Origin of the sequence: Pseudarthrobacter sp. NPDC092202 (assembly GCF_044755505.1) — a bacterium.
Classification (GTDB): domain Bacteria; phylum Actinomycetota; class Actinomycetes; order Actinomycetales; family Micrococcaceae; genus Arthrobacter.
The window spans coordinates 593,941-620,760 of the sequence record NZ_JBIVRG010000002.1 but is presented as its reverse complement, the minus strand read 5'-3'; the positions used below and the strand labels follow the sequence as shown (position 1 = coordinate 620,760).

Genomic DNA, 26,820 nt, shown 5'->3' with positions numbered 1-26,820 from the left:
AACAGCGGTCTAGACAATCACTATTCTTCCTGATCAGAGGGGCATTTCTGCGTCACGGCACCCGCTTGTCACCCAAGCTCATCGGTGGATCGAGGCTAAGAGCAGCCTCTGCCAACTTCGCAAAGCCGAAGTAAAAGTGTGAGAGTCCAATTTGGATTTCATGAAACTTCAGCTCAAGAAGTTTGGCGTACACAGGAAATTGGAGAATAGCCGCGTGCTCCTCGCGTTTGTTGCCCCAGTGAATGTATTCCCCATACTGAAACATCGAAATTAGCTCGCTCGGCGTGTGGGTGTTCTCCGGAGGTGGCACGTCGGAACCTGGCCGCTCCGCTTGCAGCACCTTCATCTGGACGATCTCCATGAGTGAGAACTGCAACAGCTTGGCGCGAGCGCGAGACCACTGTCGGATGTAGTCAAGACCGAGGGAGCGGACGGCGTCGTCTTCCCGCTTGAGGCTGAACGCCAAGATGTTCTTCACAACCTCGTAACTAGCTTCATCTTGTTTGGAGTGAAGCTGGCGGAAAAGGATTGCATAGCCCCTCAGAATTTCTTTCGGTGGCATGGTGTAGTCCAGGCTCACGGGCTTGCCTTCGGCCTTGCTGAGGCGTTGGTGTCGATCACTTGCCAGGAGGGAGTAGGTGGCTAGCTCTTGACACGACTCGACGTATCTTGCGATCGCATTGCGATCTGCGTCCTTCAGAGGAAGCTTCAGCGCCGGAAACAGGTTGGGGTCCGGAAGACCGAACGCATATCCAAGTTGTCTCCAGTAGTTTTCAAATTCCGACGGCCTAATGGCGAGTTCCATATAGGGCGGCGGAAACCGCAAACGCAACTCAGTTTCGTCCGGCCATATGATCTCTGCCGTAATTCTTCTATTTGGGTGTACGGTCCTGGGGCGCTCTGAGGTCACGGCCGGTACTTCTTCCCGTCCATATAGACCGCGTAGGTAGCGTCGGTCAGCGTCATGCTGGGGATGGTGCAGTATTCAGTGGTCGCGGCCTGGAAGTCTTTGATTAGGGAGTCCGAGGGCATCCCGGTGCCGTTGTCGATCTTGTTTCGACCACTGGTGAGTATGTCGGCAGCGGCCGCGAATTGCTGGGCGGGCGTCATGGTCTTCAACCAGTCCGAGCAGGTGGTCTTCGAGTAGGTCTTAGTCCAGGTCTGGGCGTATTTGTCGGCGCTCGGCGTGGCCGTTGGGCTCTTGGTCGCGGGCGTAGCGGCGGCCCCGCCGCAGGCGGTTAGGAATAGCGCGGACAGCGCCAGCGGCGCGAGTAGCTTTTTGATGGTTCCCCCAGGAATGAAATATAGGCAATAGCCGGATCTTATCCCGGCAGCCGTCCTTTGCTAAGCAATAGGCGCACAAATACAAAAAGGCCCCTCTCGTGGCCGGGAAATGACTTCCTGGGCTTAGAGAGGGACCTTCTGTTGTAAACGGCAGGGGGAGGATTAGTCGGCTTCTCGCGTCGCGACGGCGTGGCCGCCCCGGCGCAGGGCGTGGCAGACACGGCACCAGGGAGAGAGGCCGTCGGGGCGCTGGCGATCGCGTGTAAACGCGCCCAGGGGCTTCTCTAGCTGGCACTTCGAGCAAGTTTTCCCAGAGTGTCGGAGGCGCCAGGAGAGCCGCGCGAGAGCGTCCTCCAGGAGCCGGGCGGCCTGGGCGTCCTCGCCGTCATATTTCGCGACGACGAGGGCCAGGCGGTCACGGACGCTGGTCTTGGTCAAAGGGCGGGCTCCTATGAGTTAGCGGGTCAGAATGGCGGGGGCGTAGGTTTCGCTCGATCGGGCTTCACGAAGGCAGCGACGCTCCGGGCGTGCGCTTCGGCGGAGCGCCGGGCGAGGCTCGCGGTCGCGGCCATGTGGCGCTCCATAGCCTCGCGGCCAGCGGCGCGGGCGGCCGCCGTTGAGCGTGCCGTGAGGGGATGCTCGCGGACAGCGTCGAAGGCGGCGCGGACGATACCCTCGCTGGCGACGGTGGCGGCTGAGAGCGCCAGAGGGCCGACGGCATCGAGCGGATGCTCTTCGGCGCGGCCGACGAGCGGCGTTGGAGAGGAAGCTTGCTTCTTAATCGCCATATCAGCGGCTCCAGCGGGAGCGGGCGGCCTTACGGGCGGCGCGGGAGACGGAGGGCCGGACGCCATTTTCGCCCGGCGTCTCCGGCTCCTCCAGGCGGAGATCCAGGAGGCCCAGGAGCCGGACCAGGATTGCCCGTTGCTGGCGGGCTTCTGCCAGGAGCGGCGAGGGGCGGCCGCCGACGACAGGGCCAGTTTCACGGATCGAGTCCTCGATGGTGCGTAGCGTGTCGATCGTCTCGGCCGCCTGGAGAAGCGCGGCCGCCTCCGGGATGCTTAGGTCGTATTCCTCGACGGCGGAGCGGTAGAGCGCGGCGCCGGAGTCGCCAAGGTGGGCGGGGACTTCGTAGGCTTCGGGTTCGGGCAAGAGAGTGCCTTTCAAGAGGGGCTGACAAATGCGAAATGAGGGCTATGGCGGCGCTGTAGTCGAGGGCGGAAGAGCGGGAAGTGACGCCTCCGCGAGGCCGCGAGGCGGCCGCCTGGGGATGATTGATTTGCGCGCCGAAATCACGGCACGCACGCACACCGCGCGGCGCTGTGCCGCTCCGGGCGAGAGGGAGGGCGGCCTAGGAGTCCCTCCCCAGGTAGGGGGCAGCCGTCAGGCGACGACGCCGTCGCCCAGGGTCACGCCGCGAGCGGAGACGAGCTCGTCGAAGGCTTGCGCCTTCAGGATCTGCCGGGCGTGAGCGATCCTCGCCTCCGGCGTCAGCGCCGCCCAGGCATCGGGACGATACGGCGTGCGAAGTCCGCGCGGCGTCCGCCCTGGCTCGTCGGCGATCAGCGGCGCGAGCCTCTTCAGGCTCCGGGAAGCGGAGCGCCGGATCGCGCGCTCCAGTTCTTCAGGGGTGAAAGGGGGGAGCTTCTCAGGCAATGGTTACTTTCCTTCAGGGATAGCCAGGCCGCCACCCAGGGGAGAGGACGACGGCCAGGCAAGGGGCAGGGGTCAGCGGGGCGCCGCGTAGGGATCACGAGCCAGCGGCGCCGGGCGGGGCGGGAGGATCTCCAGGAGCTCCGCCTTCACCTTCTCGCGGATATGACGAAGGCGGGCGTCCGCGCCCAGGGCCAGCCACTCGCCGGACGAGTGAGGAGCTCGGAGCGCCGAAGGCGTCGAGGTTGCGTCCTCGTCGGTGAAGTGAACCAAGGAATTGACCAGGTCGTGAAGGTGTGCCTTGTATGCCTTAGTCCATTGCGTCCGGCTTCCAGGGACGGGAGGGAAGTAGTCGCCGCCCCGTATGTCCTCCGTGATCTCGTGCGCCGCGACGAAGGCGTCGAAGACCTGGCCGGTTATGAGCTTCCGGGCGTGAGCGATCCTCGCCTCCGGCGTCAGCGCCGCCCAGGAGGCCACGTTATATGGCTTGCGAAGTGCGGCCGGAGTGGCTCTAGGCCGGTCAACGATCAAAGGAGCAAGCCCCGCGAGTCTCGCTTCCGCTCCGCGCTCGACCTGGTGGCGAAGCTGGGAGAGCGTGAGCGGGCGCCGTACACCGTGAGAGTTAGCCATGACGGGAGCCCTTCCTAGACGGTCGCGGCGGCGTTGCGCCGGGCGTGAGCCTCACAGGAAAGGCGGTAATGCTCCCGGCATTTGTACTTACGATGGACGGGCTCGGCGCATCCATACGCCTCACAGATGCCTTGCTCGCGCGCCGCCTGGCGGAGCGCGCGCTTCAGACCTTTACGGCAGTCCAGGCAACGCGCCTGGGGTGCGACAGGTGGGAACGTGGCGTGATCTGGGCGGAAGTCCGCGTCCGGCCAGAGACGCTTACAGCGTGGACACCTGGAGAAGCCCTCGCGCTCCACGAACTCCGGGCGGGTGCGCTTTTCTACGGCGGTCCAAAGGACCTCCGGATCGGCGTCGGAAGGAACGTTGCGGGTATGGGGTGAGGTCATTTGTAGAAGCTCCTGGGGAGTGGCAAGGGGAGGGACTAGCGGGCGGCGAAGCGCTCACGCTGAAGGAGGAGGGCGGCGGCGTACTTCCTACGCCGAAGGAAGGAGCGCTCGCGGAGGTACGAAGGGACCTCGACGAAGCGCGCGCGGGCGTGGCCCGTCGTCACTTTGGCGAGCTCAGCGGCCAGACGGTAAAATCCGGTGCGGCCCAGGGCCAGGGCGCCGGGATGAACCTGGGCGATACGGTCGCGGGAGCGCTCGCGGGCGACCTGGAAAGCGTCCCAGACGTCGGCCAGAGAGTGCCGTCCTCCAGGGAGGGTAGCGATCCAGGTCCGCACGAGCGCGACGCTATCGGCGGCCTGGGCTTCTCGCCGGGCCTGGCGGCGCTCGGCCAGGGCCGACGGGCTCGGCGCCGAGGACGGGCGGCGGGCGGCTTTTGCCTGGGCTTCCAGGGCGTCGATCTCGTCCTGCTCAGCGACGTCCAGGTCCGGGAGGAGCTCGCGGGCCACGAGGGCCACGGTACGGAGCCAGGACGACGTCCCACGAGCACCCTCGACGATCAGGCGCCGAGTGGTGGCGGCTCGCCGGGCGCCAGAGCCAGGCTCGGCGGAGGCGGCGGCCTCCAGGACAGCCAAGGCGCGAGGGTGGATCTCCTCGCGGAAGTCGCGGATCGGGACGCGGCCAGGCTCGGCACCGGTACGGTAGACGACGATCCCGTCGGCGGTCGAGGCGTAAGCCTGGGCGTAACCTTCGGCGGCCAGGAGATCGGCGAGCACGCGGGCGACGGCGCGGGCGGCGATCACGTCCTCGCCCTGGAGGACGTCGGCGGCGCGGCGGTGGAGGAGTGTAGAAGTCTGGGCAGGGGTAAGCATGGGGTCCTTTTGTCGTGTAGAAGGCGCCGGAGTGCGGCGCGATTGTGGGGCTGTGTTGGCCGGTGACGGCGGGCTTCAAGCCAGCGCCGGGGAGCGGGACGGAGGCGTCGCTATGGTGAAAAGTTCTGTTCAGGGGTCTGTTCCGTCACTCTTCTATTACTTGTTCGAGAAGAAGAGAGCTCGAAGAAAAGATGTAAAAGTGACGGAATGGAACACAAACACGAACTTTTCACCATTCAGTGAGTGGCGAAGTCACTCTCGGCGAAGCTCCCGGCACCTGGGCGGGCCGCCCTCTCCGGCGTTGGGCGTGTAAACGCCGTCAGTCGCGGAGGAGCACTTCCGCTTGCCTGGCGATCGCGGCCAGGACGGCGGGGTCGGCGCCGTCGATGATCGCTCGTGTCTGTTGCCGCAGGAGCTCGGCGGCCTTGCCGCGCTTGGCGGTGTGGGCCTTGACTCGGCAATTGGTTGAGCAATGGCGGGCGTCCGCGCGGGTAGCGGCGAAGGTCGAACCGCAAAAGTGACAGGTCATTTCCATGTCGTCTCCTTCGTTAGTAACGGGTAAATGGCAAAAGACGCCGTGGGGAAGTTTGAAGAGCGGGACGACCGGCTCGCCGAGCGAGGATAGGCCCAGGCCGGAGCCCTCCTCACGGCGAGGAGAGCTCCAGCCGGGCCAGCGACTAGGCGACGGCGGTAGAGGTCAGCACGCGCACCGCGCCGCCGTTGGCCACGAGGGAGATCGTGCCGTCTTCGTTGTCCACGGCAAGCGGCATTGACTGGACGCCGACGAAAGCGGACACGAGCGAGCGGTCAGCGGCGACGGTTCCGTCGAAGGAGCGAATGTAGCGGAGGGCGAAGCCGTCCTGAGCGACGCTCGCGCCGAACGGAGCGCCGTCCGGCACGCGAGGCGCGCGGACCACGAGGGCGAAGGCTTCCTTCACGAAGCCGACGATCTCGTCGGAAGCGAGGCGGGTCGACTCGATGATCTCGAAGCCGCGCACCTTGCCGTTTTCGTCCCAGGTTCCGGCCGGGCCGTCCAGGAGGTCGGCGTACACGCCGGAGCCGACGGCGGCAACGAGCGGCGTCTCAGTCGGGACGCCATTGTCGCGGAGGGCCTTACGGATCTGCGTGAAAGCCTTCGCGGGAGCGGCAGGATCGTAGGCGATCGTGGTCGCCTCCGGCGTGGCGCTCATGGCGGTCGCGACCGCCTTCTCAATGTGCTTCACGATTGCGGTCGCCTGGGGGCGGAGCACCTGGGCGGCGTAGTCCTTAATTTCCAGGTCAAGGTCGCCTTCAGACAGAACCACGTTGTCGTAAACGTGATCCGTCAGGGCTACGTCGATGCTCTGCTCGGCGATCTCGTCGGACACGAGCGGCGTCGACGTGTCGTAAATGCTCCGGGTCTGCGCCATGACGGCGCCGGGGACTCGGACCTTCACGGTGTTGCCCTTGCCAGCGGCGAAGTCCGCCTCCAGGTCGCGGAAGACCTTACCGGCGAGGCCGAGGTCCTGGCCGACGATCGCGGCGGCAGTACGGGCGACGTTTTCAGCAGTGAGGAAAGAGTTAGTCAAGGTGAGCTCCTTTGTGAGCGGAAGAAGGGGAAAGGAGAGATCCGCATCTCGCGGGACCTCGCCGGTCGCGAGGCACTGCCACGCGGGGAGAGGTCAAAAGGCGACGCCAGAGGCGCCGGGGTTTGCCTTCGCGAGCACCTGGCTCACACGGCGGCCCCTTCGTCGCCGTGGCGAGCACCTGGCTCGCGGCGGCGACGGGGGAAGTCTTTGGGGAGGGAGGCGGAAGACGCCGGACGGGGCTCAGAACGCAACGCGGCCAGAGAGCAAATCGCGGAGCCAGCGGGGCCCGACGTCTTCCAGGTGCGCTCCAGGGTGCAGAACCCCTCCTGTTCCTGGGAGCGCGACCGTCGTCGAATGAAAGGGAAGACGACGACGGAGAGCGAGGCGGCCGCTTGCGGGATATCTGCGCGGGCAGGAGTGAGGCGCGTATCCACACAAGCGGCCAGGTGAAAGGGAGAGCGGGGGATCTTTCCCCTTCAATGGAGGAGAGGGCCAGCGTTGTTAACGCTTAGGAACGAGATCCGCGTAATGGCGGGGATTTCGTGGAGAGGTAGTCGAGGCTGTGATAAAGATTACGACGGAGCGGCTCCGGAGCGGGTCGCCGGACGGGCGGCACCGGAAGCGGGCGGGCTGCCCTGTGGCGGAAAGTGACGAAGTGACGGAATGACGCTGTGTTTCTATTTGCTGTAAGAGCGAGAGACTTCTTAACAACAAAGGGGAGCGACGCCTAGAAACGTCACTTCGTCACTCGAAGAGGGCCTCCGGCCTCTCCTCCGGCGTCCCCTGGTGCGTTTACACGCTTCGCCTCCGGCGTCTTGCTCGGCGTAAACGCAAAAGGCCCCGCCTCGCACATGGTGAAGGCGGGGCGTAGCGTCGCTCAATCGTCGTAATAACGGGCGTCGCTCTCGGCGTCCGGATTCAAGTGAGTGGCGAGCTTGTGCTCGATCCAGACACGGCTAATGTCCCGGCCAGGATTGACCTGGATATACAGGAGGGCGCGGACAATCTCGCGCTGGCGGTCCAGGTCGAGGGCGTCGAAACGCTCCAGGACGATCCGCTTCATTTCGGCGTACTCGTGCATTTCGAAGGAGGGCTTCACGATCAGATCCTGGGCTATCTCCAGCAACGCCGAGGCGGTTCCCTTCTCGGAGCGAGCGCGGTCCAGTTCGGCCTCGATAGCCTCGCGGGCATCCCGGAGCTCGATCAGGCGGGCTCTGGCGACGTTCGCCGGGACGAGGCCCTCGTCGCGGTCGGCCATTGTGGCGGCAACGGCGGCGGCGTTCTTCTCGTGCGCCGCGACCAGAGCGCGGACGTTTGCGCCGTTGCCGGGCTCAGGGAAGAGATCCGGGCCACCGGAGATAAAAGTTTTGGCGATCTCGTCGAGGACTCGGGCTTCCAGCCGGTCCTTGGTGATCGAGGTATGTCCAGCCGAGACGCGGCAGAGGTAAGTCCGCATGTAAAAGATAGGTGCGCCGCAGACGCCACAGTTGGTTAGGCCGGAAAGCAGATGCTTCGGCTTCGGTCCTGGCGACGTGCGCCGCGAGGGGTCATTTAGAATAGCCGCTACTTCCTCGGCGAGGTCGGGGTCGACGATCGGTGTAACGACGTCGGACTCGATCGTCTCGCCGAGGTGCTTAATCTTCCCGGCGTAATGTGGATTGAGCAGAAGATCTCGGACTCGGCGAGGGACCCAGATTTTTCCGGGCGCCGGGTCGACGCCTTCCTCGGTGAGCCAGGCGACGGCAGACCGGACGGAGCCGCCATCGGCGACGTGCGCGAAAAGGCGCCGGACAATGACGGCCTCTGCCTCGCGCGGCGTGATTCCGTCAGTTTCGTAACCGTAGCGGCGGCGGCCGGGAACGGGGCGACCGCTGGCCGAGCGGCTCTCATTGGCCCTGCGCTGGCGCTCGCTCTTGCGCCGGACCTCGAAGCGGGCGATACCGGCGAGCATGGTCGCGCGGAACTCGCCGTCGGCCGTCGTCAGGTCGATCTCACCGTCGACCGTAAGCACGCGCGCGCCGGTATCGGTGATCTCGATCAGGTCGCGGGTAGAGCGGAGGAGGCGGTCCAGGTCGACGGCGACGACGACGTCGGCGGCGCCGGAGCGGAGGTCGTCGAGCATCCGGTGCCAGGCGGTGCCGGGGCCCCGCCGCTTCGCGGCGCTCGTGTCGTTGTCCTCGTAGACACGGCCAGTGGTCCAACCTCGGGCAGCGATCAGGGCTTGGCAACGTTCGCGTTGGCGGCCAATGCCTTCGGCGACGTCTTCGGATTGGCGGGCGTAGATGGCGGCGGTAGTTGTCACGCATACATTCTAAGTTTCTGCCAGCGTAACCGCATCATTGCAGCCCTGTCCGCCGTGACCGTGGTGGTCGAGGCCAGGTGGCGGTCCGGGGCGTTGAACACCGCCCATCACGCGGAGACCCTTGGGCGTGCCGTCGGGACTGTTCCCGGTTCCGTGCACAGCGCCAACTCAGCCGGATGCCACCGGCTTCTCCGGGACGGGGGAGCCGTCTGCGTGACGGATGCTGCCGAGATTGCCGAGCTGGCCGGCCCCAGCGGCTCCGCCCTCCCTGATCCACGACAAGGGAAGTCTGCGGTGCAGGACGGCCTGACACTCGAGGACCTGATCCTCCTGGACGCGCTGCCGCTGCGGTCCACCACGTCCGTCGAAAAACTCTCAGCTGTGGCCGGCCTGAGCCAGGAGTCAGTTCGGGCCGGGCTCGGCCGGCTGGGCCTGCTGGGCCTGGCCGTCTCAGAGCGGGGAGGCTGGAAACGCGGCAAGGCAACGGGCTGATGCCCTTGCCAGGAAGGGCGGGGCCGTCCGGCACGGGAAGATACAGGCACCGGCTGGAACGAAGCGTGTCACCCGTCCTTTCCATGCTGGAGCTGGGACAGTAGATGGGTGGAGAATGAACACCTGCCTGCGGAGCTCGGCGAGGCGCTTGCCGCTTTCGGGCGGTACCTTTCCGCAGAACGTGCCGTCTCACCGCACACGCTCCGCGGGTACCTGGGTGATGTCCGCGGCCTGCTGGAGTCTGCTGCCGCTGAAGGCGCCGGCCGGCTCCAGGACCTGGAACTCGGAACCCTCCGGCGCTGGCTTGGGGCCCAGAGCCAGGACGGCGCGGCACGCAGCACGCTGGCCCGCCGGTCCGCCTCCGTCAGGGTTTTCATGGCCTGGGCCTTGGCGGAGGAGCGTATTGCCATCGATCCCGCGCTACGGCTCAAGGCTCCGAAACGCGAACAGTCCCTGCCGGGCGTCCTTCAGGCCGGGCAGTTGACCAGGCTGCTGGCAACCCTGGAAGAAGCGGCGGCCGAGGGTGCGCCGCTTGCCCTGAGGAACCGTGCCATCGTGGAAGTGCTCTACGCCACCGGGGTCCGGGTGGGCGAACTGGCAGGGCTGGATATTGATGACCTGGACCCGGACCGGCGGACGTTGCGAGTCATAGGTAAGGGCAACAAGGAACGCACTGTCCCGTATGGTGTTCCGGCGGCCGTCGCCGTGGATGACTGGCTGCGGCGCGGCCGGGCCCTGCTGGCCAGGGACAACAGCGGGCCGGCCCTCTTCCTGGGGGCACGGGGCGGACGGGTGGACCAGCGGCAGGTCCGCACTTTGGTCAACGACCTTTTCGCCGGTCTCGGTGACACTTCCGCGTCAGGCCCGCACGCGCTCAGGCATTCAGCGGCCACGCATCTGCTGGACGGCGGGGCCGACCTGCGGGCAGTCCAGGAAATCCTTGGCCACAGCAGCCTGGCCACCACGCAGATCTATACCCACGTCTCCGTTGACCGGCTGCGGAAGAGCTACCAGCAGGCCCACCCAAGGGCGTAAGACAGGCGCCTGGAATCGCACTGGCGTAATTTGGTGCCGTACGGCACAATAAGAATCACGTCCGGAAACTTTCAAGTCCCGCTTGAAGCTAACAGCTTTTCGCGCCACAGTAAGTCCGGACACTGCTTTATCTGATACATCTGAATACGCAGGCAGGAACCACAGCCGCAGAGCAGCGCACGGAAGTTCCATCCAGGCAGAGGTCGTTGGGGAAGACGTACCTAGAGCTATGGAGGATGGAATGTCTGTTGCAATGACCCGCGGTGTGCTGTTCGTTCACTCGGCCCCTACGGCTCTGTGCCCCCATGTTGAATGGGCTATCGGATCCGTCGTGGACAAGCGGACGGATCTTGAGTGGACCCCGCAGCCTGCCGCGCCCGGAATGTTCCGGGCAGAGCTGTCCTGGATCGGTACCCCCGGTACGGGCTCAAAGCTGGCGTCATCCCTGCGGGGATGGGCGCATCTCCGCTATGAGGTCACGGAGGAGCCGAGCCAGGGCGTCGACGGCGGCCGCTGGTCCCACACCCCTGAGTTGGGCATCTTTCACGCCGTCACCGACGTGCACGGCAACATCATGGTCTCCGAGGACAGGATCCGTTACGCCTACGAGTCGGGAGCCGGCGATCCCGCCGCTGTTTACCATGAGCTCTCGCTCGCCCTTGGCGAAGCCTGGGATGAGGAGCTCGAGCCGTTCCGGCACGCCGCTGAAGGCGCGCCTGTCCGCTGGCTCCACCAGGTGGGCTGACCGCCGTCGACCTTCCATTTCTCCATAGCAAAGAGGAGGCCCCGCCGAAATGGCGGGGCCTCCTCTTGTGACCGGGATGAAGTCCTGAAGGTCAGACGCTGCGGATTGCGATGACGGCGTTGTGGCCGCCGAAGCCGAACGAGTTGCTGAGGGCCACGATGTTGCCGGCAGGCAGGTCGCGTGCCGAGGTGACCACGTCGAGCGGGATCTCCGGGTCCTGGTTTTCCAGGTTGATGGTGACAGGCGCCTTCCGGTCGTAAACGGCCAGCACTGTCAGCACGGCCTCGACGGCACCCGAGGCGCCCAGGAGGTGCCCCATCTGGGACTTTGTGGCGGATACGGCTACGTTGTCCACGTGGCTTCCCAGTGCAGCACGGAGGGCGGTGTACTCAGGCTTGTCACCAACCGGGGTTGATGTGGCGTGCGCGTTTACGTGCACCACGTCCTCCGGCTGGATCCTGCCATCGAACATTGCGGCTTTCAGTGCGCGGGTGGCACCGAGGCCCGCGGGGTCGGGAGCGGTGATGTGGTATGCATCAGCGGTGACGGACGTTCCCGCCAGTTCGCCGTAGATGCGTGCTCCGCGGGCCAGGGCGTGCTCCTCGGCTTCGAGGACCAGCGCGCCGGCGCCTTCACCCATGACAAAGCCGTCGCGGCCCGTGTCGTAGGGGCGGGAGGCGCGCTCCGGCTCGTCATTCCGGCGGGAAAGCGCCTGCATGGAAGCAAAGGCTGCGAGGGGCATCGGGTGGATGGCGGCTTCGGCGCCGCCGCACATCACCACGTCTGCTTTGCCTGAGCGGATGAGGTCGAGCCCCAGATGCAGCGCTTCGGTGCCGGACGCGCAGGCGGAAACCGGGGTGTGGGCGCCGGCCCGGGCACCGAGGTCCAGGCTGACGGCTGCGGCAACACCGTTGGGCATCAGCATGGGTACGGTCATGGGGAGGACCCGGCGGGGGCCTTTTTCCTTGAGGGTGTCCCAGGCATCAAGCAGCGTCCAGACACCCCCGATGCCGGTGGCGAAGGCAACAGCGAGCCTGTCCTTGTCGAAGTCCGTGATGCCGGAATCGGCCCAGGCTTCGCGGGCTGCGATGACGCCGAACTGCGTGGACGGGTCCATCCGCTTGGCCTCGACGCGGCTGAGGACCTCCAGGGCAGGGGTGCTGCAGCGCGCGGCGAAGTGGACGGGGAGCTCGTACTTGGCTACCCAGTCGTCCTCCAGGGTGCGGGCACCGGAGACCCCCTTGAGCGCGTTGTTCCACATCGTGGGTACATCGCCGCCAATGGGCGTGGTGGCGCCCAGACCGGTAATGACTACTTTGCGTGTCATGGGATCACTCTTTCGTCGGTGGGGAATCCGTCTGCCGGAGGTCCCGCGTGTTGATGATCGGCATCCTGCTGCAAGCAACAACGCTGCCAGGGACAGCGCCGGATGAACGCTGGCGTGCAGGGCTGGATGCCGGAAAAATGCGGCGGGCTGCCGGCCCGGTCGTCCGGACCGGCAGCCCTGCCGTGCCGATGAACGGCAGAAGCCCTGGCTAGGCCTGTGCTCCAGCGATGAAGCTGACGGCGTCGCCGACGGTCTTGAGGTTCTTGACCTCTTCGTCCGGGATGCGCACGCCGAACTTCTCTTCTGCGTTGACCACAATGGTCATCATGGAGATGGAGTCGATGTCCAGGTCCTCGGTGAAGGACTTGTCCAGCTCCACGGCCTCGGGGGCCAGGCCGGTTTCTTCGTTGACGATTTCAGCCAAGCCGGCCAGGATCTCTTCGTTGCTAGCCATTGATGGCTCCTTTTCTTGTATTGCCGGCAGGGGCTGCCGGAAATGGTTCAGGACGCGGTTGCGGCCTGTTGGGGCGTTCCTAAGGAAGGACAACTACCTGGGCGCCGAAGACAAGCCCGGCGCCGAAGCCGATCTGGAGGGCAAGTCCGCCGCTCAGTTCAGGCTTTTCGGCCAGCAGGCGGTGGGTGGCCAGCGGGATGGACGCTGCGGAGGTGTTCCCCGCATCGGCGATGTCCCGTGCCACTGTAACCGTTTCGGGCAGCTTCAGCTTCTTGACCATCTCGTCGATGATGCGCATGTTGGCCTGGTGGGGGATGAATGCCACGAGGTCCTCCGCCTGCACGCCGGCGGCGTCCATGGCCTGCTGGGCCACCTTTGCCATTTCCCACACGGCCCAGCGGAAGACGGTCTGGCCGTCCTGGCGAAGGGTGGGGTAAAGCTCCTGGGCTTCCTCAAGCAGGGCAAGGTCCCCTGTCGAGTCCGACTGCCGGGCAGCCAGGCCAAGGTCCCGGACATCGAGCATTGAACGGGTCATTCCGATGGCGTCCCACTTGCTGCCGTCCGACCCCCAGACCGACGGCGCGATTCCGGGAGTGTCGGAGGGGCCGATGACGACGGCGCCGGCACCGTCCCCGAGCAGGAAGGAGATGGTGCGTTCGCGGTTGTCGATAACGTCTGACAACTTCTCCGCGCCTACCACCAGGACGTACTTGGCTGCGCCTGACCGGACCAGGGCGTCGCCCTGGGCAATGCCGTAGCAGTAGCCGGCGCAGGCTGCGGAGATGTCAAAGGCCGGTGCGGGGGTGGCGCCCAAGCGGTCAGCCAGGGCGGCCGCGGCGGAAGGCGTGGCGTAGGGGTGGGTGACGGTGGAAACGATGACGGCGCCCAGGTCAGAAGCCTGGATGCCGGCCTTTTCCATGGCCTCCAGGGCAGCGCCCTCGGCCATGTCGATGACGCTCACTTCGGCCGGTGCCCGGTGCCGGGTCACGATGCCGGTGCGCTGGCGGATCCATTCGTCCGAGGAATCGATCCACTGGCAGACGTCCTCGTTGGTGACGATGACGTCCGGCCTGTAGGCTCCCAGGCCGAGGATCCGGGTGTGCTCCTGAATCGGGGCCTGTTTCAGCGTGGGAACGCTCATGCGTTGCCCTCCAGTTCTGCGAAAAGCGCCAATGCGGCGGAAAGGTCGTCCGGGGTTTTGACCGCAACGGTTTTGACTCCCGGCATGCCCCGCTTGGCGAGGCCGGCAAGCGTGCCGGCAGGCGCGAGTTCAATGACGCCGGTGACGCCCCGTGCAACCATCGTCTCCATGCACAGGTCCCAACGGACGGGGCGTGAGACCTGAGCGATGAGGCTTTCGACGGCGGCGTGGCCGTCGGTGACTTCACCGCCGTCGTAGTTGGACAGCAGGGGCACCTTCGGTGCCTGCGGCTTAAGCTGCGGTTCCAGCGTCTTGAGTGCACTGACTGCGGGAGCCATGTGGCTGGTGTGGAAGGCGCCTGCCACCTTCAGGGGAATAACCCGGGCCTTGGCCGGCGGGTTCCCGGCAAGGGCCTTCAGCTGGTCAATGGTGCCGGCGGCAACGGTCTGGCCGGCGCCGTTGACGTTGGCCGGGGTGGCGCCCGCGGCCGTGATGGCCGCCAGGACCTCGGCGGGGTCCCCTCCGACCACTGCGCTCATGCCCGTGGGGGTGACGGCTGCGGCTGCGGCCATGCTGTTGGCCCTCTCACGGACGAAGGTCATGGCCTCCTGCTCGGTGAGGACGCCGGCGAGGGCGGATGCGGTGATCTCACCAACGGAGTGGCCTGCCAGGATGACCGGAAGGGAGCCGAGTTCAACGTCGAACAGGGACGCAGCCGCTACCAGGCCGGCGGCAACAATCAGGGGCTGCGCTACGGCCGTGTCCTTGATGGTTTCTTCGTCCGAGGTGGTCCCGTGGGCGATCAGGTCAATGCCCGCGATATCGCTGAGGGAGGCCAGCTGGCCTGCCACCGGGGGCAGTTCCAGCCAAGGGGCCAGAAAACCCGGGGTCTGTGAGCCCTGTCCAGGGCAGACTATTGCAAGCACGTATCCAGCTTTCCAAATTACTGTGTGATTCAGCGGTGTTTGTCCGCACCAAGCTCACGGGGTCAGGTTGTAGGAAGTCTACAACGCCTCAGGGCTGATTCCGGGACGGCTGGCGTTCGGCCGCAGCTTTCGGCGGCGTCGAAAGCCGGCCCACAACGAGCGCGGCCTGCAGTACGAAAGCCTCCCTCGGCAGGAGCGGATCCCAGCCCGTGACGTCGCAGACGCGCTTCAAACGGTACCGCACGGTGTTCGCGTGGACGAAGAGTTCCCGCGCTGTCGCCTCCAGTGAATGCCCCAGTTCCAGGTAGGTGCTTAGGGTTTCAACCAGCCCGTTGGACGCGGCCAGCAAGGGGCGGTAGATGTTCTTGACCAGGGAACGGCGGGCGGCGTCGTCCCCGGAAATGACGCGTTCGGGCAGCAAATCGTCGGCAGCCACGGGACGTGGCGCGGACGGCCACGCCCTCGCCGCTGTCAGGCCGGCGAAAGCGGACTGGGCGGATCCGCTGGCTTCCAGCAGCGAGCCGGCCTCGGGGCCGTAGACCACGGGGCCGGGAGCGAACATTTCGCTGAGCTTCACATACGCGGTTTCCCTGTCCTGGACTCCGCCCAGGATGAGGATGAGCCTGTCGCCCTGGATGCCTACCAGTGCGTCCTCCGCGTACCGTCCTGCCATCCGGCGCAGTTCGCTGACGTAGCTGGCACTGGGCTCCGAAGGTGAGTTGCCAACCATCACCGTGAAACGCTCCTGGGCCTTCCAGCCCAGCGCCGCGATCCTGGAACGCAGGGCGTCCGTGTTTTCGCCGCGGAGGATGGCGTCGACGATCAGGGCCTCGAGCCGGGTATCCCAGGACCCTCGCGATTCCGCGGCACGCGCGTAGACGTCGGCGGCAGCGAAGGCAACCTCCCTCGAGTAGCGCAATACGGCTTCACGGAGGGACGGCTGGTCAGCCTCCGGTGCAATGACCGGAACCTGGTCCTCCACCACCTCCACCACGATTCTGATCAACTGCAGCGCTTTCTGCAGGCTGATGGAGCGGGTGAGTTCGGTGGGTGCCGTCCCAAAGACGTCGGTCAGGATCCAGGACGGGGAGCTGGGCCTCTCGTACCACGTGACGAAAGCCGCGATGCCGTTTTGTGCCACCATGCCCAGCGCTGAGCGTTCGTCCGAGCTGAGCCGGCTGTACCACGGCAGGGACTTTTCCAGCTCGCGCATGGTGGTGGTGGACAGCTGACCCACGTTTGCCCGCAGTTTCTTGAGGGTCTCCGACTTCTCCGGAGTGACCCCCGGAGTGGAAGGTTTGCGCTTGGCGGACGGGGTGGCAGGTGCTGGCATTCTTTGAGCATACGGGCAGCGTCCCCCAACCTCCATTTGTGCAAAGGCTACAATCTGGTTTGCCCTGCGTCACATGGCCCAGGGCCTTAACGGACGACGGCGGCCCCCGCCTTTAGGAGGGAGCCGCCGTCGCGTCTTTACTTAGGAAACAGGCTAGGCCTCGCCGCCGGCGTTGCCCGTGGTGCCCGCATTGACATTGTGAAGCCTGTACTTCTCAATCGCCTTGATCGGAGCCTGCGCATCCACCTCGCCGCGGCGGGCGAGCATCTCCAATGAACGCACCACGATGGAGTGGGTGTCGTTCTTGAAGAAGCGGCGGGCTGCTGCGCGGGTGTCGGAGAAGCCGAAGCCGTCTGCGCCGAGGGTGGCGAATTCGTTGGGGACGAACTGGCGGATCTGGTCGGGGACGGCTTTCATGTAGTCGGAGACTGCGACGACGGGGCCGGTGGCTCCTTCGAGTTGCTGGGTGACGAAGGGGACGCGGGCGGGTTCGCCGGGGTTGAGGAAGGCTTCCTCTTCGGCGGCGAGGCCGTCGCGGCGCAGTTCGTTCCAGGAGGTCACGGACCAGACGTCGGCGGAGACGGACCAGTCCTCGGCGAGGATCCGCTGGGCTTCGAGGGCCCAGGGCACGGACACGCCGGAGGCCAGGATCTGGGTGCGGGGACCGTCGATCTTTGCCGGTGCCAGCAGGTAGATGCCCTTGATGACACCCTCGACGTCCAGTTCCTCCGGTTCGGCCGGCTGGGTGATCGGCTCGTTGTACACGGTGAGGTAGTACATGAGGTTCCGGTCTTCCGACTCCGGCCCGTACATGCGCTCGAGGCCGTCGCGGATGATGTGGCCCATTTCGTACCCGTAGGCGGGGTCGTAGGTGACCACGGCGGGGTTGGTGGAGGCGAGGAGGGGGGAGTGGCCGTCGGCGTGCTGGAGTCCTTCGCCGGTGAGGGTGGTCCGTCCTGCGGTGGCGCCGATGATGAACCCGCGGGTCATTTGGTCCGCGGCGGCCCAGAAGGCGTCGCCGGTGCGTTGGAAGCCGAACATGGAGTAGAACACGTAGACCGGGACCAGGGGCACGCCGTGGGTGGCGTAGGCGGTGCCGGCGGCGGTGAACGCTGCCACGGCGCCGGCTTCGTTGATGCCGGGGTGGATCAGTTGGCCCTGGGCGGATTCCTTGTAGGCCAGGACGAGGTCGCGGTCCACCGAGAGGTAGTTCTGTCCCTTGGGGTTGTAGATCTTCGCCGTGGGGAAGAACGCATCCATGCCGAACGTGCGTGCCTCATCCGGGATGATCGGGGCGATGTGCTTGCCGAAGTTCTTGTCCCGCATCAGGTCCTTGAGCAGGCGCACGAAGGCCATGGTGGTGGCGGCCTGCTGCTTGCCCGAGCCCCGTTTGGCGACCTCGTAGGACTTGGCGTCGGGCAGGGTGATCTCGGCGTGCTTGGACCGGCGTTCGGGGACCGCACCGCCCAGGGCTGCACGGCGTTCCATCATGTACTTGATCTCCGGAGCGTCCGTGCCGGGGTGGTAGTACGGGGGCTGGTACAGGTCTTTTTCGAGCTGGTCATCCGTGATGGGGATCCGCAGGTGGTCGCGGAACTTCTTCAAGTCATCCAGGGTGAGTTTTTTCATCTGGTGGGTCGCGTTGCGGCCCTCGAAGTGTGGTCCGAGGCCGTAGCCCTTGACGGTTTTGGCGAGGATGACGGTGGGTTTGCCCTTGAATTCGGTCGCTGCCTTGTACGCGGCGTAGACCTTGCGGTAGTCGTGGCCGCCGCGTTTGAGGTTCCAGATCTGGTCATCGCTCAGGTCCGCGACGAGGTCCTTGGTGGCCGGGTCTTTCCCGAAGAAGTGCTCACGGACGAACCCGCCCGATTCGGCCTTGTAGGTCTGGTAGTCCCCGTCGGGGGTTTCGTTCATGATCTTCACCAGCGACCCGTCGGTGTCACGGGCGAGCAGGTCATCCCATTCCCGGCCCCAGACGACCTTGATGACGTTCCAGCCCGCGCCGCGGAAGAACGCTTCGAGTTCCTGCATGATCTTGCCGTTGCCGCGGACCGGGCCGTCCAGGCGCTGGAGGTTGCAGTTGATGACGAAGTTCAGGTTGTCCAGGTTCTCGTTCGCGGCGAGCTGGAGCAGGCCGCGGGATTCGGGCTCGTCCATTTCCCCGTCGCCCAGGAACGCCCAGACCTGCTGGTCAGAGGTGTCTTTCAGGCCCCGGTTGTGCAGGTACCGGTTGGACTGGGCCTGGTAGATCGCGTTCATCGGCCCGATGCCCATGGACACGGTGGGGAATTCCCAGAAGTGCGGCATCAGCCGCGGGTGCGGGTAGGACGAGAGCGCGTGGCCTTCCTTGGACTTTTCCTGCCGGAACCCGTCCAGGTCCTCCTCCGAAAGCCGGCCTTCCATGAACGCGCGGGCGTACATGCCGGGGGAGGCGTGGCCCTGGAAGAAGACCTGGTCACCGCCGCCGGGGTGGTCCTTGCCGCGGAAGAAGTGGTTGAAGCCCACCTCGTACAGGGTCGCAGCACCGGCGTAGGTGGAGATATGCCCGCCCACACCGATGTTCGCCCGCTGCGCACGGTGGACCATCACCGCGGCGTTCCACCGCATGTACGCCCGGTACCGGCGCTCGTACTCCTCGTTCCCGGGGAACTCGGCTTCCTGGTCCACCGGGATCGTGTTCACGTAATCGGTCGTGGTCACCATCGGCACCCCGACGCTCTGCGCACCCGCACGCTGCAGCAGGCTCCGCATGATGAATTGGGCACGCTCAGTGCCCTGTTCCCTGATCAACGAATCCAGGGACTCAACCCACTCGGCAGTCTCTTCCGGATCACGATCAGGCAGCTGGTTAGTCAACCCGCTGAGGATATGGGAGGTATCTTCTCCTGCAGCCACGTCCAACCTCTCTTTGCGCGCATTGATGGCGCACTCAGGCCGGGCAGGGTGACCGCCCGGCGTACATACGCCGTGTGCGACGTATCGGTTACAACAGCCCGGTCATGTGTGCCGGGCAGGGTCCTAGCATTCCTACGTCTGCATTGGAGTTACAGGGTTGTTGCCCCGCAGGCATAGTTGTCACCTGCCACTCTAACTCTGTCCCCAACGCGATGCGTAGCCGCGGCTTGGGCGGCTCTGTTGTATTTCGCCGTCATACTGGTTGTGTGACGAAAAGCCGCTGTGCTGCGGGTTGGCGGATCCTGGTGTGACGCAGAATATGCCTCATCACGGGGGCGGCAGCTTGAAGCTCAGGCACAAAGGGTGTTGGCTGGGAGTAATGGAAATCACTATGCGCACTGCGCGTAAAAGGCATTGGAGGTACACGTGAGCGAGGCCGACGCCGCCACTTCGGTAAATGTGGCGGAAAAATTGGGTTTCAAGAATGGGGATCTGATTCAGGAGTTCGGTTACGACGACGACGTCGATTTCGACTTGCGTGACGATATTGAGGACCTCACCGGTTCCGAGCTGCTGGACGAGGACGACCACGAAGTGGCGGACGCCGTCGTTTTGTGGTGGCGGGACGGCGACGGGGACCTGGTGGACAGCCTCATGGATTCGCTGACCACCCTCAGCGAAAACGGCGTCGTCTGGGTCCTGACACCCAAGTCCGGAAGGGCTGGATACGTCTCCCCGGCGGACATCCAGGAGGCCGCGCCAACCGCCGGACTGCACGTGACGACGTCGGCAGGCGTGTCCAAGGACTGGAGCGCAACGCGGCTGGTGAGCAGGAAGAACAAGTGACGGCAGCGCTTGCCGCTGCCTCCGTTGCCGTCCCCGCCGTTGGCGGCCCGGCACCCGACTTTGAGCTGGTCAACCAGTACGGCGAGCCGGTCAGGTTATCCGCCTTCCGCGGCCAGAACGTGGTTTTGGTGTTCTACCCCTTTGCGTTCTCCGGCATCTGCACCGGCGAGCTTTGTGAGATCAGGGACAACCTGGCCCTGTTCGAAGACACGAACGCAGTTGTCCTTGCGGTCTCGGTTGACAGCAAGTTCACCCTGCGGGCCTACGCCGGGCAGGAGGGGTACACCTTCGACCTCCTGGCGGATTTCTGGCCCCACGGAGCTGCGGCAAGCCTCTACGGCGTCTTCGACACCGAGAGCGGAATGGCGCAACGCGGCACCTTCATCATCGATGCCGGCGGTACCATCCGCTACACCGTGGTGAACCCCCGAGGCCAGGCCCGGGACCTCGGCGAGTACCGCAAGGCACTGGCCGAGCTGGATAAGGCCTGACGGATCATGGCTGAGCGGCGGCATGGCGTGGGCCTCACGGGCTTCGCCAGCATGCCGCCCGTTCCCACAGCCCTGCCTTCCGCCGACGAGCTGGAGGTCCTGGTGCGGATAAGGGACCTGCTGGCAGGGGCCCGGTTTGCCCTCCTTACCGGCGCGGGCCTGAGCACCGACTCGGGCATTCCGGATTATCGCGGACCAGGCTCGCCGCCGCGGACACCGATGACATATCAGGAGTTCGTCAAGGCTGCCGCGAACCGCCAGCGCTACTGGGCAAGGAACCACATCGGGTGGTCACACCTCCGCCACGCTGATCCCAACCAGGGACACCGCGCCGCTGCCGAACTGGAACGACGTGGCCACCTGACGGGCCTCATTACACAGAACGTGGACCGGCTCCACCAGGATGCCGGAAGCGTCAATGTGGTGGACCTCCACGGAAGGTATGACCAGATAGTGTGCCTGGACTGCCACCGGACCTACTCCCGCCGCCTGCTCGCAGGAATGCTGGAGGAGCTGAACCCCGGCTTCCTTGACCGGGCGAAGGAATCCGGCCTGGTGGAAATGGCGCCGGATGCCGATTCCACGGTGGAGGACCAGGCCCTGATCAGCAGCTTCGTTGTTGCTGTGTGCCCCGCCTGCGGAGGGACGCTGAAGCCGGACTTCGTGTACTTCGGGGAGAACGTGCCCAAGGACAGGGTGGAAACGTCTTACCGTATGGTCGACGACGCCGCTGCGCTGGTGGTTGCGGGCTCCTCCCTCACGGTAATGAGCGGCCTCCGGTTTGTCAGGCACGCGGCGAAGGACGGCAAACCGGTGGTCATCATCAACCGTGGGGCCACGCGCGGGGACGACAAAGCGACCGTCAAGCTCGAAGCGGGCGTCAGCGAATCGCTGACCTGGCTCGCTGCTGAGCTCCCGCCGGTCTAGCCCGGCAGCGGATTGGGCAGGGCGGGCCCGCCGATTCGCAATTTATGCCCGGCGTCGGGTAGAGTCTATGTTCGTTGGTCCGGGCGCAGCAGCGCCTGATCCGGCAACAATGGGTCTTTAGCTCAGCTGGTAGAGCGCCACGTTTACACCGTGGATGTCATCGGTTCGATCCCGGTAGGACCCACTGGATAACCCCGCACTTTCCGCCTTCAGGCGGAAAGTGCGGGGTTTTTTGTTGCCCAGTCGCGTGCTGGCTTGCCTGCCTGTTGTCCCGGTCCGGCTTGAATGTCAGCCCCCTGCCATAGCTTGCAGGCATGGAACACGTGATTGTGAGGACAGGCACCGACGGCAGGCCGACGGCGGTGCTCAGCAGCGGCAGGGAATGGGCTGTGGGTGCCGAGCCGGTGAGGTGGTTTGAGCGCGTCAACTGGTGGGAGACGCGCCGCCGCATGCCCAAAGGGTTCAGCAGGGTGGACATCGAGGTCCTCCAGCTCCAGGTCCGGCTGGGCCGGAATGCGGGTTCTGCCCTCACCACCATGCTCCTGGAACGCGACGGGCTGGGCGGGGGCTGGCGGCTTCGGGAGTCGGTTGCGGATGTCGCCTAGGGGAGGCCCACCGGCCGGAACAGGCCGGCCAGGGCAATGGAAAACCGCAATGGAAAACCCTCCACCGCGACTATTGGGGGATGCCGCGGTGGAGGGCCTGAATTGAATATACCGTGAACTTACGGAAACAAAAAGTCGTTTCCTGCTGTGTCCTCATGCACCCCTGGTCCCGCATCCAACCCGGCCAGGAGTTTGGAATACCACAGCCGGTCAATGCTCCGGATATGGACCGGAGTCAGCGGTTCACAGGGATGAAAACCCGCGGCTGTTCCGTCCAGGTATCGGACATCTGCGACATTGTCCGCCTCATAATCTTGTCGGAGGCCTCACGGGCGGCACCGGCGTCACCCCGGGCAATTGCCTCCGCCACGTCCACGTGCCATTGCAGTGCAGCCTCGTGCGGATGGTCCGGCATCAGCCCATGCACCGTCCGGCCGGTCAGTGTTTCGGCCACCTGCCCCGAGAGGTTCGCAAACATCTCGTTGCCGGATCCGGAAAGCAGCAGCGAATGGAACTGGATGTCCAGCTCAAGGAAGCGTGGCACTTCCCCCCTTTGGCCGGCGTCGCGCATTGCATGGGCGACGTCAACAAGCTCCAGCCGCAGCGGAGCGGGGGCGTTCTGGGCGGCAAGCTCGGCAGCAGCCGGCTCCACTGCGGAGCGCAGCTCGGCAAGGGAGCGCAACTGCGCCCCCCGGGCGTTGCTGGCAAGCCGCCACCGGATCACCTGCGGGTCGAAAGGGTTCCAGCGGCTTGGCGGGAGTACCCGGATACCCACCCGCTTGGTGGTTTCCACGAGGCCGAGGGACTGCAGCACCCTTACGGCCTCGCGGACCACAGAGCGCGAGACCTTGAGCTCAGCCTCCAGCTTTTCGGCAAGCATGATGTGACCGGCAGGAAGCTCGCCCGAGATAATGCGCGTGCCCAAGTTCTCAATGGCACGGTGGTGCAGGCTGCTGGTCATGCAGCTAAGCCTAGTGGGAACAGGTGGGTGGGAAAGCAGCAGTCCTTGACGGCCAGTGACACATTTTGTTCCATTACGTGGGCGTTACTTTCCTGTGACCTCAGGAATATATATGCTTTATTCAGACCCTCGGTCTGCATCGTGCTTCCGCGCACTGGAAGCCACTGCACATCCATCGCACAGTACGAATTGGAGTTTTGATGTCTGCACACATCGGTGTCACCGGCCTCGCGGTGATGGGCGCCAACCTGGCCCGCAACCTGGCCCGGAACGGTTTTACCGTCGCCCTGCACAACCGCTCAGTCGAAAAGACGGATGCCCTGCTGGCCAAGCACGGAACGGATGGCGAGTTCATCCGCACCGAAACCCTGCAGGAACTGGTGGACTCCCTCGAGAAGCCCCGCCGGGTACTCATCATGGTGAAGGCCGGCAAGCCGGTCGACTCCGTGATCGAACAGCTTGAACCCCTCCTGGAACCTGGCGACATCATCATCGACGCCGGAAACTCACACTACGAGGACACCCGCCGCCGGGAAGCCGCCCTGGCCAAGAAGGACCTGCACTTCGTAGGCGTCGGTGTTTCCGGCGGCGAGGAGGGCGCCCTCAACGGACCGTCCATCATGCCCGGCGGTTCCAAGGAGTCCTACAAGGCACTGGGCCCGCTGCTGGAAAAGATCTCCGCAAAGGTCGACGGCGAGCCGTGCTGCGCCTGGGTGGGCACCGACGGCGCCGGCCACTTCGTCAAGATGGTCCACAACGGCATCGAGTACGCTGACATGCAGGTCATCGGCGAAGCCTTCGACCTGCTTCGCTCCGGAGCCGGCATCGAGCCCGCGGAGCAGGCCAAGATCTTCACCGAATGGAACAAGGGCGAGCTGTCCTCCTTCCTCATCGAGATCTCCGCCGAGGTCCTGGGCCACGTGGATGCCAAAACCGGCAAGCCGTTCGTGGACGTCGTGGTGGACGCCGCAGGCCAGAAGGGCACCGGCCGCTGGACCGTCATCTCGGCCCTGGAACTCGGTTCCCCGGTCTCCGGCATCGCCGAATCCGTGTTCGCCCGCGCCCTCTCTTCCCAGGCAGCCCAGCGCAAGCTCGGCCAGGAACTGCTGGCAGGCAACGAGGCCGACGTCGAAATCCCCGAAACCTTCGTTGAAGACGTCCGCCAGGCGCTCTACGCCTCCAAGCTGGTGTCCTACGCCCAGGGCCTGGACATGCTCACCTCCGCAGCCAAGGAATACAACTGGGACCTGAAGCTGGACGAGATCGCCTCTCTGTGGCGGGCCGGCTGCATCATCCGCGCCGAACTGCTCAAGGACATCACCAAGGCCTACGCCGCTGACGAGAAGCCGGCAAACCTGCTGTTTGCTCCGGCCTTCACGGAAGCCATTGCCGCAGCCCTTCCGGCCTGGCGCCGCGTGGTGGCCACCGCGGTCCAGTTGGGAATTCCGGTCCCGGTCTTCTCCTCCTCGCTGGCGTACTACGACGGCCTGCGCCGCAAGCGGGTCGCGGCAGCCCTCATCCAGGGCCAGCGTGACCTGTTCGGTGCCCACACCTACGGCCGTGTCGATGCAGAAGGCACGTTCCACACCCTCTGGGGCGAGGACAAGTCCGAAATCGAAGCAGTAGACACCCACTAGGTTCCGCTGCAGTATGCAAAAGGCGGGCAGTTTCCGGTGATCCGGGAACTGCCCGCCTTTTCTTCGTGTGCAGCTTTTTGCTGACGGCCCAAGGGCCGGCCGCCACCGTCAGATGCGGTATTCGATGTCGTATTCCGCCGGGTCCACCGCAGGCTTGGTCTCGCGCTGGGCGTCACGGTGGCGCCACTTCGCGGGAACGCCGGTGACGATCGATTCCGGCGGTGCGTCCTTGACCACCACGGCGTTGGCACCCACGGCGCTGTCCCGGCCGATGGTGATCGGGCCCAGGATCTTCGCTCCCGCGCCGATGGTCACGCGGTCGCCGATGGTGGGGTGGCGTTTGATCCGCGCGAGTGACCGGCCGCCAAGGGTGACCCCGTGGTAGATCATCACGTCCTCGCCGATTTCGGCGGTTTCCCCGATGACCACGCCCATTCCATGGTCGATGAAGAAGCGGCGGCCGATGGTTGCGCCAGGATGGATCTCGATCCCGGTCATGAACCGGCCCAGCTGCGAGAGCAGCCGTGCCGGAAAACGCAGCGCCGGATCCTGCCACAGCCTGTGCGTCAGCCTGTGGATCCAGATGGCGTGCAGCCCGGAGTAAGCGAAAAAGTTCTCAAAAGAACCTCGAGCCGCCGGGTCGTGCGACCGGGCGGCGTCGAGGTCTTCCTTCAGTCTTGCGAAAAAGCCCACAGAGTTCTTTCTACAGGAAACGGGCGAACAGCGGCCTGATCAGCCGCGGATGTCGTCATAGAGCACGGTGGAGATGTAACGCTCGCCGAAGTCGCAGACAATGGCAACGATCAGCTTGCCCGCGTTTTCGGGGCGCTTCGCCAGCTCCAGGGCGCCCCAGACGATGGCACCGGAGGAGATGCCGCCAAGGATGCCCTCCTTGACGCCGAGTTCGCGGGCCACGCGGACTGAGTCCTCAAGGGTGGCGTCCAGGACCTCGTCGTAGACGTTGGTGTCCAGGATTTCCGGGACGAAGTTGGCTCCGATGCCCTGGATCTTGTGCGGGCCGGGCGCGCCGCCGTTCAGGATTGCGGAGTCCTTGGGCTCGATCGCCACGATCTGGACGCCGGGCTTGCGTTCCTTCAGGACCTGGCCGACGCCGGTCACGGTTCCGCCGGTGCCGACGCCCGCAACGAAGATGTCCACTGCGCCGTCGGTGTCAGCCCAGATTTCCTCCGCCGTGGTGGTTCGGTGGATTTCGGGGTTGGCCTCGTTGGCGAACTGCTGGGCCCAAATGGAGTTTTCCGTGTTGGCCACGATTTCCTGGGCCTTCTCCACGGCCCCGCGCATTCCCTCGGAGCCCGGGGTCAGGACGATCTCGGCACCGAAGGCGCGCAGCATCACTCGGCGCTCGGTGGACATGGTCTCGGGCATGGTGAGGATGACCTTGTAGCCGCGGGCTGCGCCCACCATGGCCAGGGCGATGCCGGTGTTCCCGGAGGTGCCTTCAACGATGGTGCCGCCGGGCTTCAGGGCACCGGACTTCTCCGCGGCGTCGACGATTGCCACGCCGATACGGTCCTTGACGCTGTTGGCCGGGTTGTAGAACTCAAGCTTGACGGCGACGGTGGCATCCAGCCCCTCGCTGAGCCGGTTCAGCTTGACCAGCGGAGTGCCGCCGACCAGTTGGGTTACATCGTCATAGATCCGTGCCATGTACATACGCCTATCTCTGAAGGGTGAATACTGAGGTCAGCCTAACGAGGCCGCGTAACGGTGGCTAAGCGTTAAGCCATGCAGAGTAATATTTCCGGGCCTTGGCGAGTTTGGGGTTGATGATCACCTGGCAGTACCCCTGCTCGGGATGCTTGGCGTAGTAGTTCTGGTGGAAGTCCTCCGCCACATGAAAGCGCGGCAGCCGGCTGACCTCCGTGACAATCGGATGCGTCCAGAGCGCCTGGTTGCGGTCGATCGCTTCCTCGAACAGTATCTTCTCCTCGGTGGTCTCGTAGAACATCGAGGAACGGTACTGGGTTCCCACGTCGTAGCCCTGGCGGTTCAGCGTTGTGGGATCGTGCAGGGCAAAGAACATGTCAAGGACCACCTCTTCCGGGATGATCTCCTCGTCGAACGTCACAGCCACCACCTCGGCGTGCCCGGTGGTGCCGTTGCACACGGAGTAATAGTCGGGGTTGGGGTCATGGCCGCCCGTGTAGCCGGACACCACGGCGCTGACACCCTTGGTCTTCTGGTAGACAGCGTCGAGGCACCAGAAGCAGCCTCCGCCTAAAACAAAAGTTTTCATGACCTCTTCAATGGTTGGGGGCGCCGGATGATTCCCTGGACGCCGCGGGCGCCGCC

At 65.1% G+C, this 26,820-nt stretch carries 27 protein-coding genes, 1 tRNA gene and 1 pseudogene; 9 read left to right on the top strand and 20 right to left on the bottom strand.

Going from position 1 to position 26,820, the window contains the following annotated elements; genetic code table 11:
- Nucleotides 1–52: 52 nt before the first annotated feature.
- The 10 genes from ACIQF4_RS06320 to ACIQF4_RS06275 all read right to left on the bottom strand — a co-directional run bounded on the left by ACIQF4_RS06320 (nt 53) and on the right by ACIQF4_RS06275 (nt 8,692).
- Nucleotides 53–805, bottom strand: a complete 753-nt coding sequence (locus tag ACIQF4_RS06320) for a hypothetical protein (protein ID WP_400579859.1) — start codon at nt 803–805, stop codon at nt 53–55.
- Nucleotides 806–906: 101 nt separating this feature from the next.
- Nucleotides 907–1,110, bottom strand: coding sequence for a hypothetical protein (locus ACIQF4_RS06315; protein ID WP_400514633.1), 204 nt, complete (start codon nt 1,108–1,110; stop codon nt 907–909).
- Nucleotides 1,111–1,748: 638 nt separating this feature from the next.
- Nucleotides 1,749–2,072 carry a hypothetical protein gene (locus ACIQF4_RS06310; RefSeq protein WP_400514631.1) on the bottom strand — a complete coding sequence of 108 codons (324 nt, stop codon included), beginning with the start codon at nt 2,070–2,072 and terminating at the stop codon, nt 1,749–1,751.
- Nucleotide 2,073: 1 nt separating this feature from the next.
- Nucleotides 2,074–2,436 carry a hypothetical protein gene (locus ACIQF4_RS06305; protein ID WP_400514629.1) on the bottom strand — a complete coding sequence of 121 codons (363 nt, stop codon included), beginning with the start codon at nt 2,434–2,436 and terminating at the stop codon, nt 2,074–2,076.
- A 231-nt stretch (nt 2,437–2,667) separates the two neighbouring features.
- Nucleotides 2,668–2,940: a hypothetical protein gene (locus tag ACIQF4_RS06300; RefSeq protein WP_400514627.1), complete on the bottom strand. Its 273-nt coding sequence runs from the start codon at nt 2,938–2,940 to the stop codon at nt 2,668–2,670.
- 72 nt (nt 2,941–3,012) lie between these two features.
- The gene (locus ACIQF4_RS06295) at nt 3,013–3,414 is read right to left on the bottom strand and encodes a hypothetical protein (protein ID WP_400514625.1); all 402 of its coding nucleotides are present in this window, start codon (nt 3,412–3,414) and stop codon (nt 3,013–3,015) included.
- A gap of 574 nt (nt 3,415–3,988) precedes the next feature.
- The gene (locus tag ACIQF4_RS06290; RefSeq protein WP_400514623.1) at nt 3,989–4,822 is read right to left on the bottom strand and encodes a hypothetical protein; all 834 of its coding nucleotides are present in this window, start codon (nt 4,820–4,822) and stop codon (nt 3,989–3,991) included.
- A gap of 319 nt (nt 4,823–5,141) precedes the next feature.
- Nucleotides 5,142–5,357, bottom strand: a complete 216-nt coding sequence (locus ACIQF4_RS06285) for a hypothetical protein (protein ID WP_400514622.1) — start codon at nt 5,355–5,357, stop codon at nt 5,142–5,144.
- Between the two features lie 142 nt (nt 5,358–5,499).
- A complete protein-coding gene (locus ACIQF4_RS06280; RefSeq protein WP_400514620.1) occupies nt 5,500–6,390 on the bottom strand; it encodes a P22 phage major capsid protein family protein in 891 nt (296 codons plus the stop codon).
- Nucleotides 6,391–7,267: 877 nt separating this feature from the next.
- On the bottom strand, nt 7,268–8,692 hold the full coding sequence (locus ACIQF4_RS06275) for a recombinase family protein (protein ID WP_400514618.1): 1,425 nt from the start codon (nt 8,690–8,692) through the stop codon (nt 7,268–7,270).
- Between the two features lie 12 nt (nt 8,693–8,704).
- Between ACIQF4_RS06275 and ACIQF4_RS06270 the strand changes: the two are divergent.
- From ACIQF4_RS06270 to ACIQF4_RS06260, 3 genes and pseudogenes are all read left to right on the top strand, one after another.
- Nucleotides 8,705–9,184 (top strand): annotated as a pseudogene (locus tag ACIQF4_RS06270) (DNA-processing protein DprA); the annotation flags it as partial.
- Between the two features lie 108 nt (nt 9,185–9,292).
- Nucleotides 9,293–10,219 carry a tyrosine recombinase XerC gene (locus ACIQF4_RS06265; RefSeq protein ID WP_400514616.1) on the top strand — a complete coding sequence of 309 codons (927 nt, stop codon included), beginning with the start codon at nt 9,293–9,295 and terminating at the stop codon, nt 10,217–10,219.
- Nucleotides 10,220–10,460: 241 nt separating this feature from the next.
- Entirely contained in the window at nt 10,461–10,964 is a 504-nt protein-coding gene (locus ACIQF4_RS06260; protein ID WP_400514614.1) for a DUF3145 domain-containing protein, read from the top strand.
- 91 nt (nt 10,965–11,055) lie between these two features.
- Here the strand turns inward: ACIQF4_RS06260 and ACIQF4_RS06255 are convergent, their stop codons facing one another.
- From ACIQF4_RS06255 to aceE, 6 genes are all read right to left on the bottom strand, one after another.
- On the bottom strand, nt 11,056–12,291 hold the full coding sequence (locus ACIQF4_RS06255; protein ID WP_400514612.1) for a beta-ketoacyl-[acyl-carrier-protein] synthase family protein: 1,236 nt from the start codon (nt 12,289–12,291) through the stop codon (nt 11,056–11,058).
- Nucleotides 12,292–12,499: 208 nt separating this feature from the next.
- The gene (locus tag ACIQF4_RS06250) at nt 12,500–12,745 is read right to left on the bottom strand and encodes an acyl carrier protein (protein WP_009359314.1); all 246 of its coding nucleotides are present in this window, start codon (nt 12,743–12,745) and stop codon (nt 12,500–12,502) included.
- A 79-nt stretch (nt 12,746–12,824) separates the two neighbouring features.
- Nucleotides 12,825–13,886, bottom strand: coding sequence for a beta-ketoacyl-ACP synthase III (locus ACIQF4_RS06245; protein ID WP_350002545.1), 1,062 nt, complete (start codon nt 13,884–13,886; stop codon nt 12,825–12,827).
- The gene (locus tag ACIQF4_RS06240; protein WP_400514610.1) at nt 13,883–14,812 is read right to left on the bottom strand and encodes an ACP S-malonyltransferase; all 930 of its coding nucleotides are present in this window, start codon (nt 14,810–14,812) and stop codon (nt 13,883–13,885) included. The genes ACIQF4_RS06245 and ACIQF4_RS06240 overlap by 4 nt, the downstream gene beginning before the upstream one ends.
- A gap of 88 nt (nt 14,813–14,900) precedes the next feature.
- Complete coding sequence (locus tag ACIQF4_RS06235; RefSeq protein WP_400514608.1) at nt 14,901–16,145, bottom strand: PucR family transcriptional regulator; 1,245 nt, start codon at nt 16,143–16,145, stop codon at nt 14,901–14,903.
- Between the two features lie 153 nt (nt 16,146–16,298).
- Nucleotides 16,299–19,040, bottom strand: a complete 2,742-nt coding sequence (aceE, locus tag ACIQF4_RS06230; protein ID WP_400514606.1) for a pyruvate dehydrogenase (acetyl-transferring), homodimeric type — start codon at nt 19,038–19,040, stop codon at nt 16,299–16,301.
- Nucleotides 19,041–19,466: 426 nt separating this feature from the next.
- Between aceE and ACIQF4_RS06225 the strand changes: the two genes are divergently transcribed.
- The 5 genes from ACIQF4_RS06225 to ACIQF4_RS06205 all read left to right on the top strand — a co-directional run bounded on the left by ACIQF4_RS06225 (nt 19,467) and on the right by ACIQF4_RS06205 (nt 21,909).
- A complete protein-coding gene (locus tag ACIQF4_RS06225; protein ID WP_400514605.1) occupies nt 19,467–19,886 on the top strand; it encodes a DUF3052 domain-containing protein in 420 nt (139 codons plus the stop codon).
- Nucleotides 19,883–20,377 (top strand): peroxiredoxin, encoded by a 495-nt coding sequence (locus ACIQF4_RS06220; RefSeq protein ID WP_400514603.1) that lies wholly within the window; start codon nt 19,883–19,885, stop codon nt 20,375–20,377. Before ACIQF4_RS06225 ends, ACIQF4_RS06220 begins: the two co-directional genes overlap by 4 nt.
- A gap of 6 nt (nt 20,378–20,383) precedes the next feature.
- Nucleotides 20,384–21,304 (top strand): NAD-dependent protein deacetylase, encoded by a 921-nt coding sequence (locus ACIQF4_RS06215; protein ID WP_350002540.1) that lies wholly within the window; start codon nt 20,384–20,386, stop codon nt 21,302–21,304.
- Nucleotides 21,305–21,415: 111 nt separating this feature from the next.
- A tRNA-Val gene (locus ACIQF4_RS06210) sits at nt 21,416–21,488 on the top strand.
- Between the two features lie 130 nt (nt 21,489–21,618).
- The gene (locus tag ACIQF4_RS06205; RefSeq protein WP_400514601.1) at nt 21,619–21,909 is read left to right on the top strand and encodes a hypothetical protein; all 291 of its coding nucleotides are present in this window, start codon (nt 21,619–21,621) and stop codon (nt 21,907–21,909) included.
- 235 nt (nt 21,910–22,144) lie between these two features.
- On the opposite strand, the gene ACIQF4_RS06200 is transcribed toward ACIQF4_RS06205, so the two are convergent.
- Nucleotides 22,145–22,870 carry an FCD domain-containing protein gene (locus ACIQF4_RS06200; RefSeq protein ID WP_350002538.1) on the bottom strand — a complete coding sequence of 242 codons (726 nt, stop codon included), beginning with the start codon at nt 22,868–22,870 and terminating at the stop codon, nt 22,145–22,147.
- A gap of 200 nt (nt 22,871–23,070) precedes the next feature.
- On the opposite strand from ACIQF4_RS06200, the gene gndA reads away from it, so the two are divergent.
- Entirely contained in the window at nt 23,071–24,507 is a 1,437-nt protein-coding gene (gene gndA / locus ACIQF4_RS06195; RefSeq protein WP_231457721.1) for an NADP-dependent phosphogluconate dehydrogenase, read from the top strand.
- 108 nt (nt 24,508–24,615) lie between these two features.
- Here the strand turns inward: gndA and epsC are convergent, their stop codons facing one another.
- The 3 genes from epsC to msrA all read right to left on the bottom strand — a co-directional run bounded on the left by epsC (nt 24,616) and on the right by msrA (nt 26,764).
- Nucleotides 24,616–25,200: a serine O-acetyltransferase EpsC gene (gene epsC, locus ACIQF4_RS06190; RefSeq protein WP_350002537.1), complete on the bottom strand. Its 585-nt coding sequence runs from the start codon at nt 25,198–25,200 to the stop codon at nt 24,616–24,618.
- Nucleotides 25,201–25,239: 39 nt separating this feature from the next.
- Nucleotides 25,240–26,175, bottom strand: a complete 936-nt coding sequence (gene cysK, locus ACIQF4_RS06185) for a cysteine synthase A (protein ID WP_231457723.1) — start codon at nt 26,173–26,175, stop codon at nt 25,240–25,242.
- Between the two features lie 64 nt (nt 26,176–26,239).
- Nucleotides 26,240–26,764: a peptide-methionine (S)-S-oxide reductase MsrA gene (gene msrA / locus ACIQF4_RS06180; RefSeq protein WP_350002536.1), complete on the bottom strand. Its 525-nt coding sequence runs from the start codon at nt 26,762–26,764 to the stop codon at nt 26,240–26,242.
- Nucleotides 26,765–26,820 lie beyond the last annotated feature (56 nt).

What these genes read in the sequence shown, in the direction of transcription:
- ACIQF4_RS06320 (WP_400579859.1), bottom strand. Translation starts at nt 805, where the DNA reads ATGGAACTCGCCATTAGGCCGTCGGAATTTGAAAACTACTGGAGACAA.
- ACIQF4_RS06315 (WP_400514633.1), bottom strand. Translation starts at nt 1,110, where the DNA reads ATGACGCCCGCCCAGCAATTCGCGGCCGCTGCCGACATACTCACCAGT.
- ACIQF4_RS06310 (WP_400514631.1), bottom strand. Translation starts at nt 2,072, where the DNA reads ATGGCGATTAAGAAGCAAGCTTCCTCTCCAACGCCGCTCGTCGGCCGC.
- ACIQF4_RS06290 (WP_400514623.1), bottom strand. Translation starts at nt 4,822, where the DNA reads ATGCTTACCCCTGCCCAGACTTCTACACTCCTCCACCGCCGCGCCGCC.
- ACIQF4_RS06285 (WP_400514622.1), bottom strand. Translation starts at nt 5,357, where the DNA reads ATGGAAATGACCTGTCACTTTTGCGGTTCGACCTTCGCCGCTACCCGC.
- ACIQF4_RS06260 (WP_400514614.1), top strand. Translation starts at nt 10,461, where the DNA reads ATGTCTGTTGCAATGACCCGCGGTGTGCTGTTCGTTCACTCGGCCCCT.
- ACIQF4_RS06255 (WP_400514612.1), bottom strand. Translation starts at nt 12,291, where the DNA reads ATGACACGCAAAGTAGTCATTACCGGTCTGGGCGCCACCACGCCCATT.
- ACIQF4_RS06250 (WP_009359314.1), bottom strand. Translation starts at nt 12,745, where the DNA reads ATGGCTAGCAACGAAGAGATCCTGGCCGGCTTGGCTGAAATCGTCAAC.
- ACIQF4_RS06245 (WP_350002545.1), bottom strand. Translation starts at nt 13,886, where the DNA reads ATGAGCGTTCCCACGCTGAAACAGGCCCCGATTCAGGAGCACACCCGG.
- ACIQF4_RS06235 (WP_400514608.1), bottom strand. Translation starts at nt 16,145, where the DNA reads ATGCCAGCACCTGCCACCCCGTCCGCCAAGCGCAAACCTTCCACTCCG.
- ACIQF4_RS06215 (WP_350002540.1), top strand. Translation starts at nt 20,384, where the DNA reads ATGGCTGAGCGGCGGCATGGCGTGGGCCTCACGGGCTTCGCCAGCATG.
- ACIQF4_RS06205 (WP_400514601.1), top strand. Translation starts at nt 21,619, where the DNA reads ATGGAACACGTGATTGTGAGGACAGGCACCGACGGCAGGCCGACGGCG.
- ACIQF4_RS06200 (WP_350002538.1), bottom strand. Translation starts at nt 22,870, where the DNA reads ATGACCAGCAGCCTGCACCACCGTGCCATTGAGAACTTGGGCACGCGC.
- gndA (WP_231457721.1), top strand. Translation starts at nt 23,071, where the DNA reads ATGTCTGCACACATCGGTGTCACCGGCCTCGCGGTGATGGGCGCCAAC.
- cysK (WP_231457723.1), bottom strand. Translation starts at nt 26,175, where the DNA reads ATGGCACGGATCTATGACGATGTAACCCAACTGGTCGGCGGCACTCCG.
- msrA (WP_350002536.1), bottom strand. Translation starts at nt 26,764, where the DNA reads ATGAAAACTTTTGTTTTAGGCGGAGGCTGCTTCTGGTGCCTCGACGCT.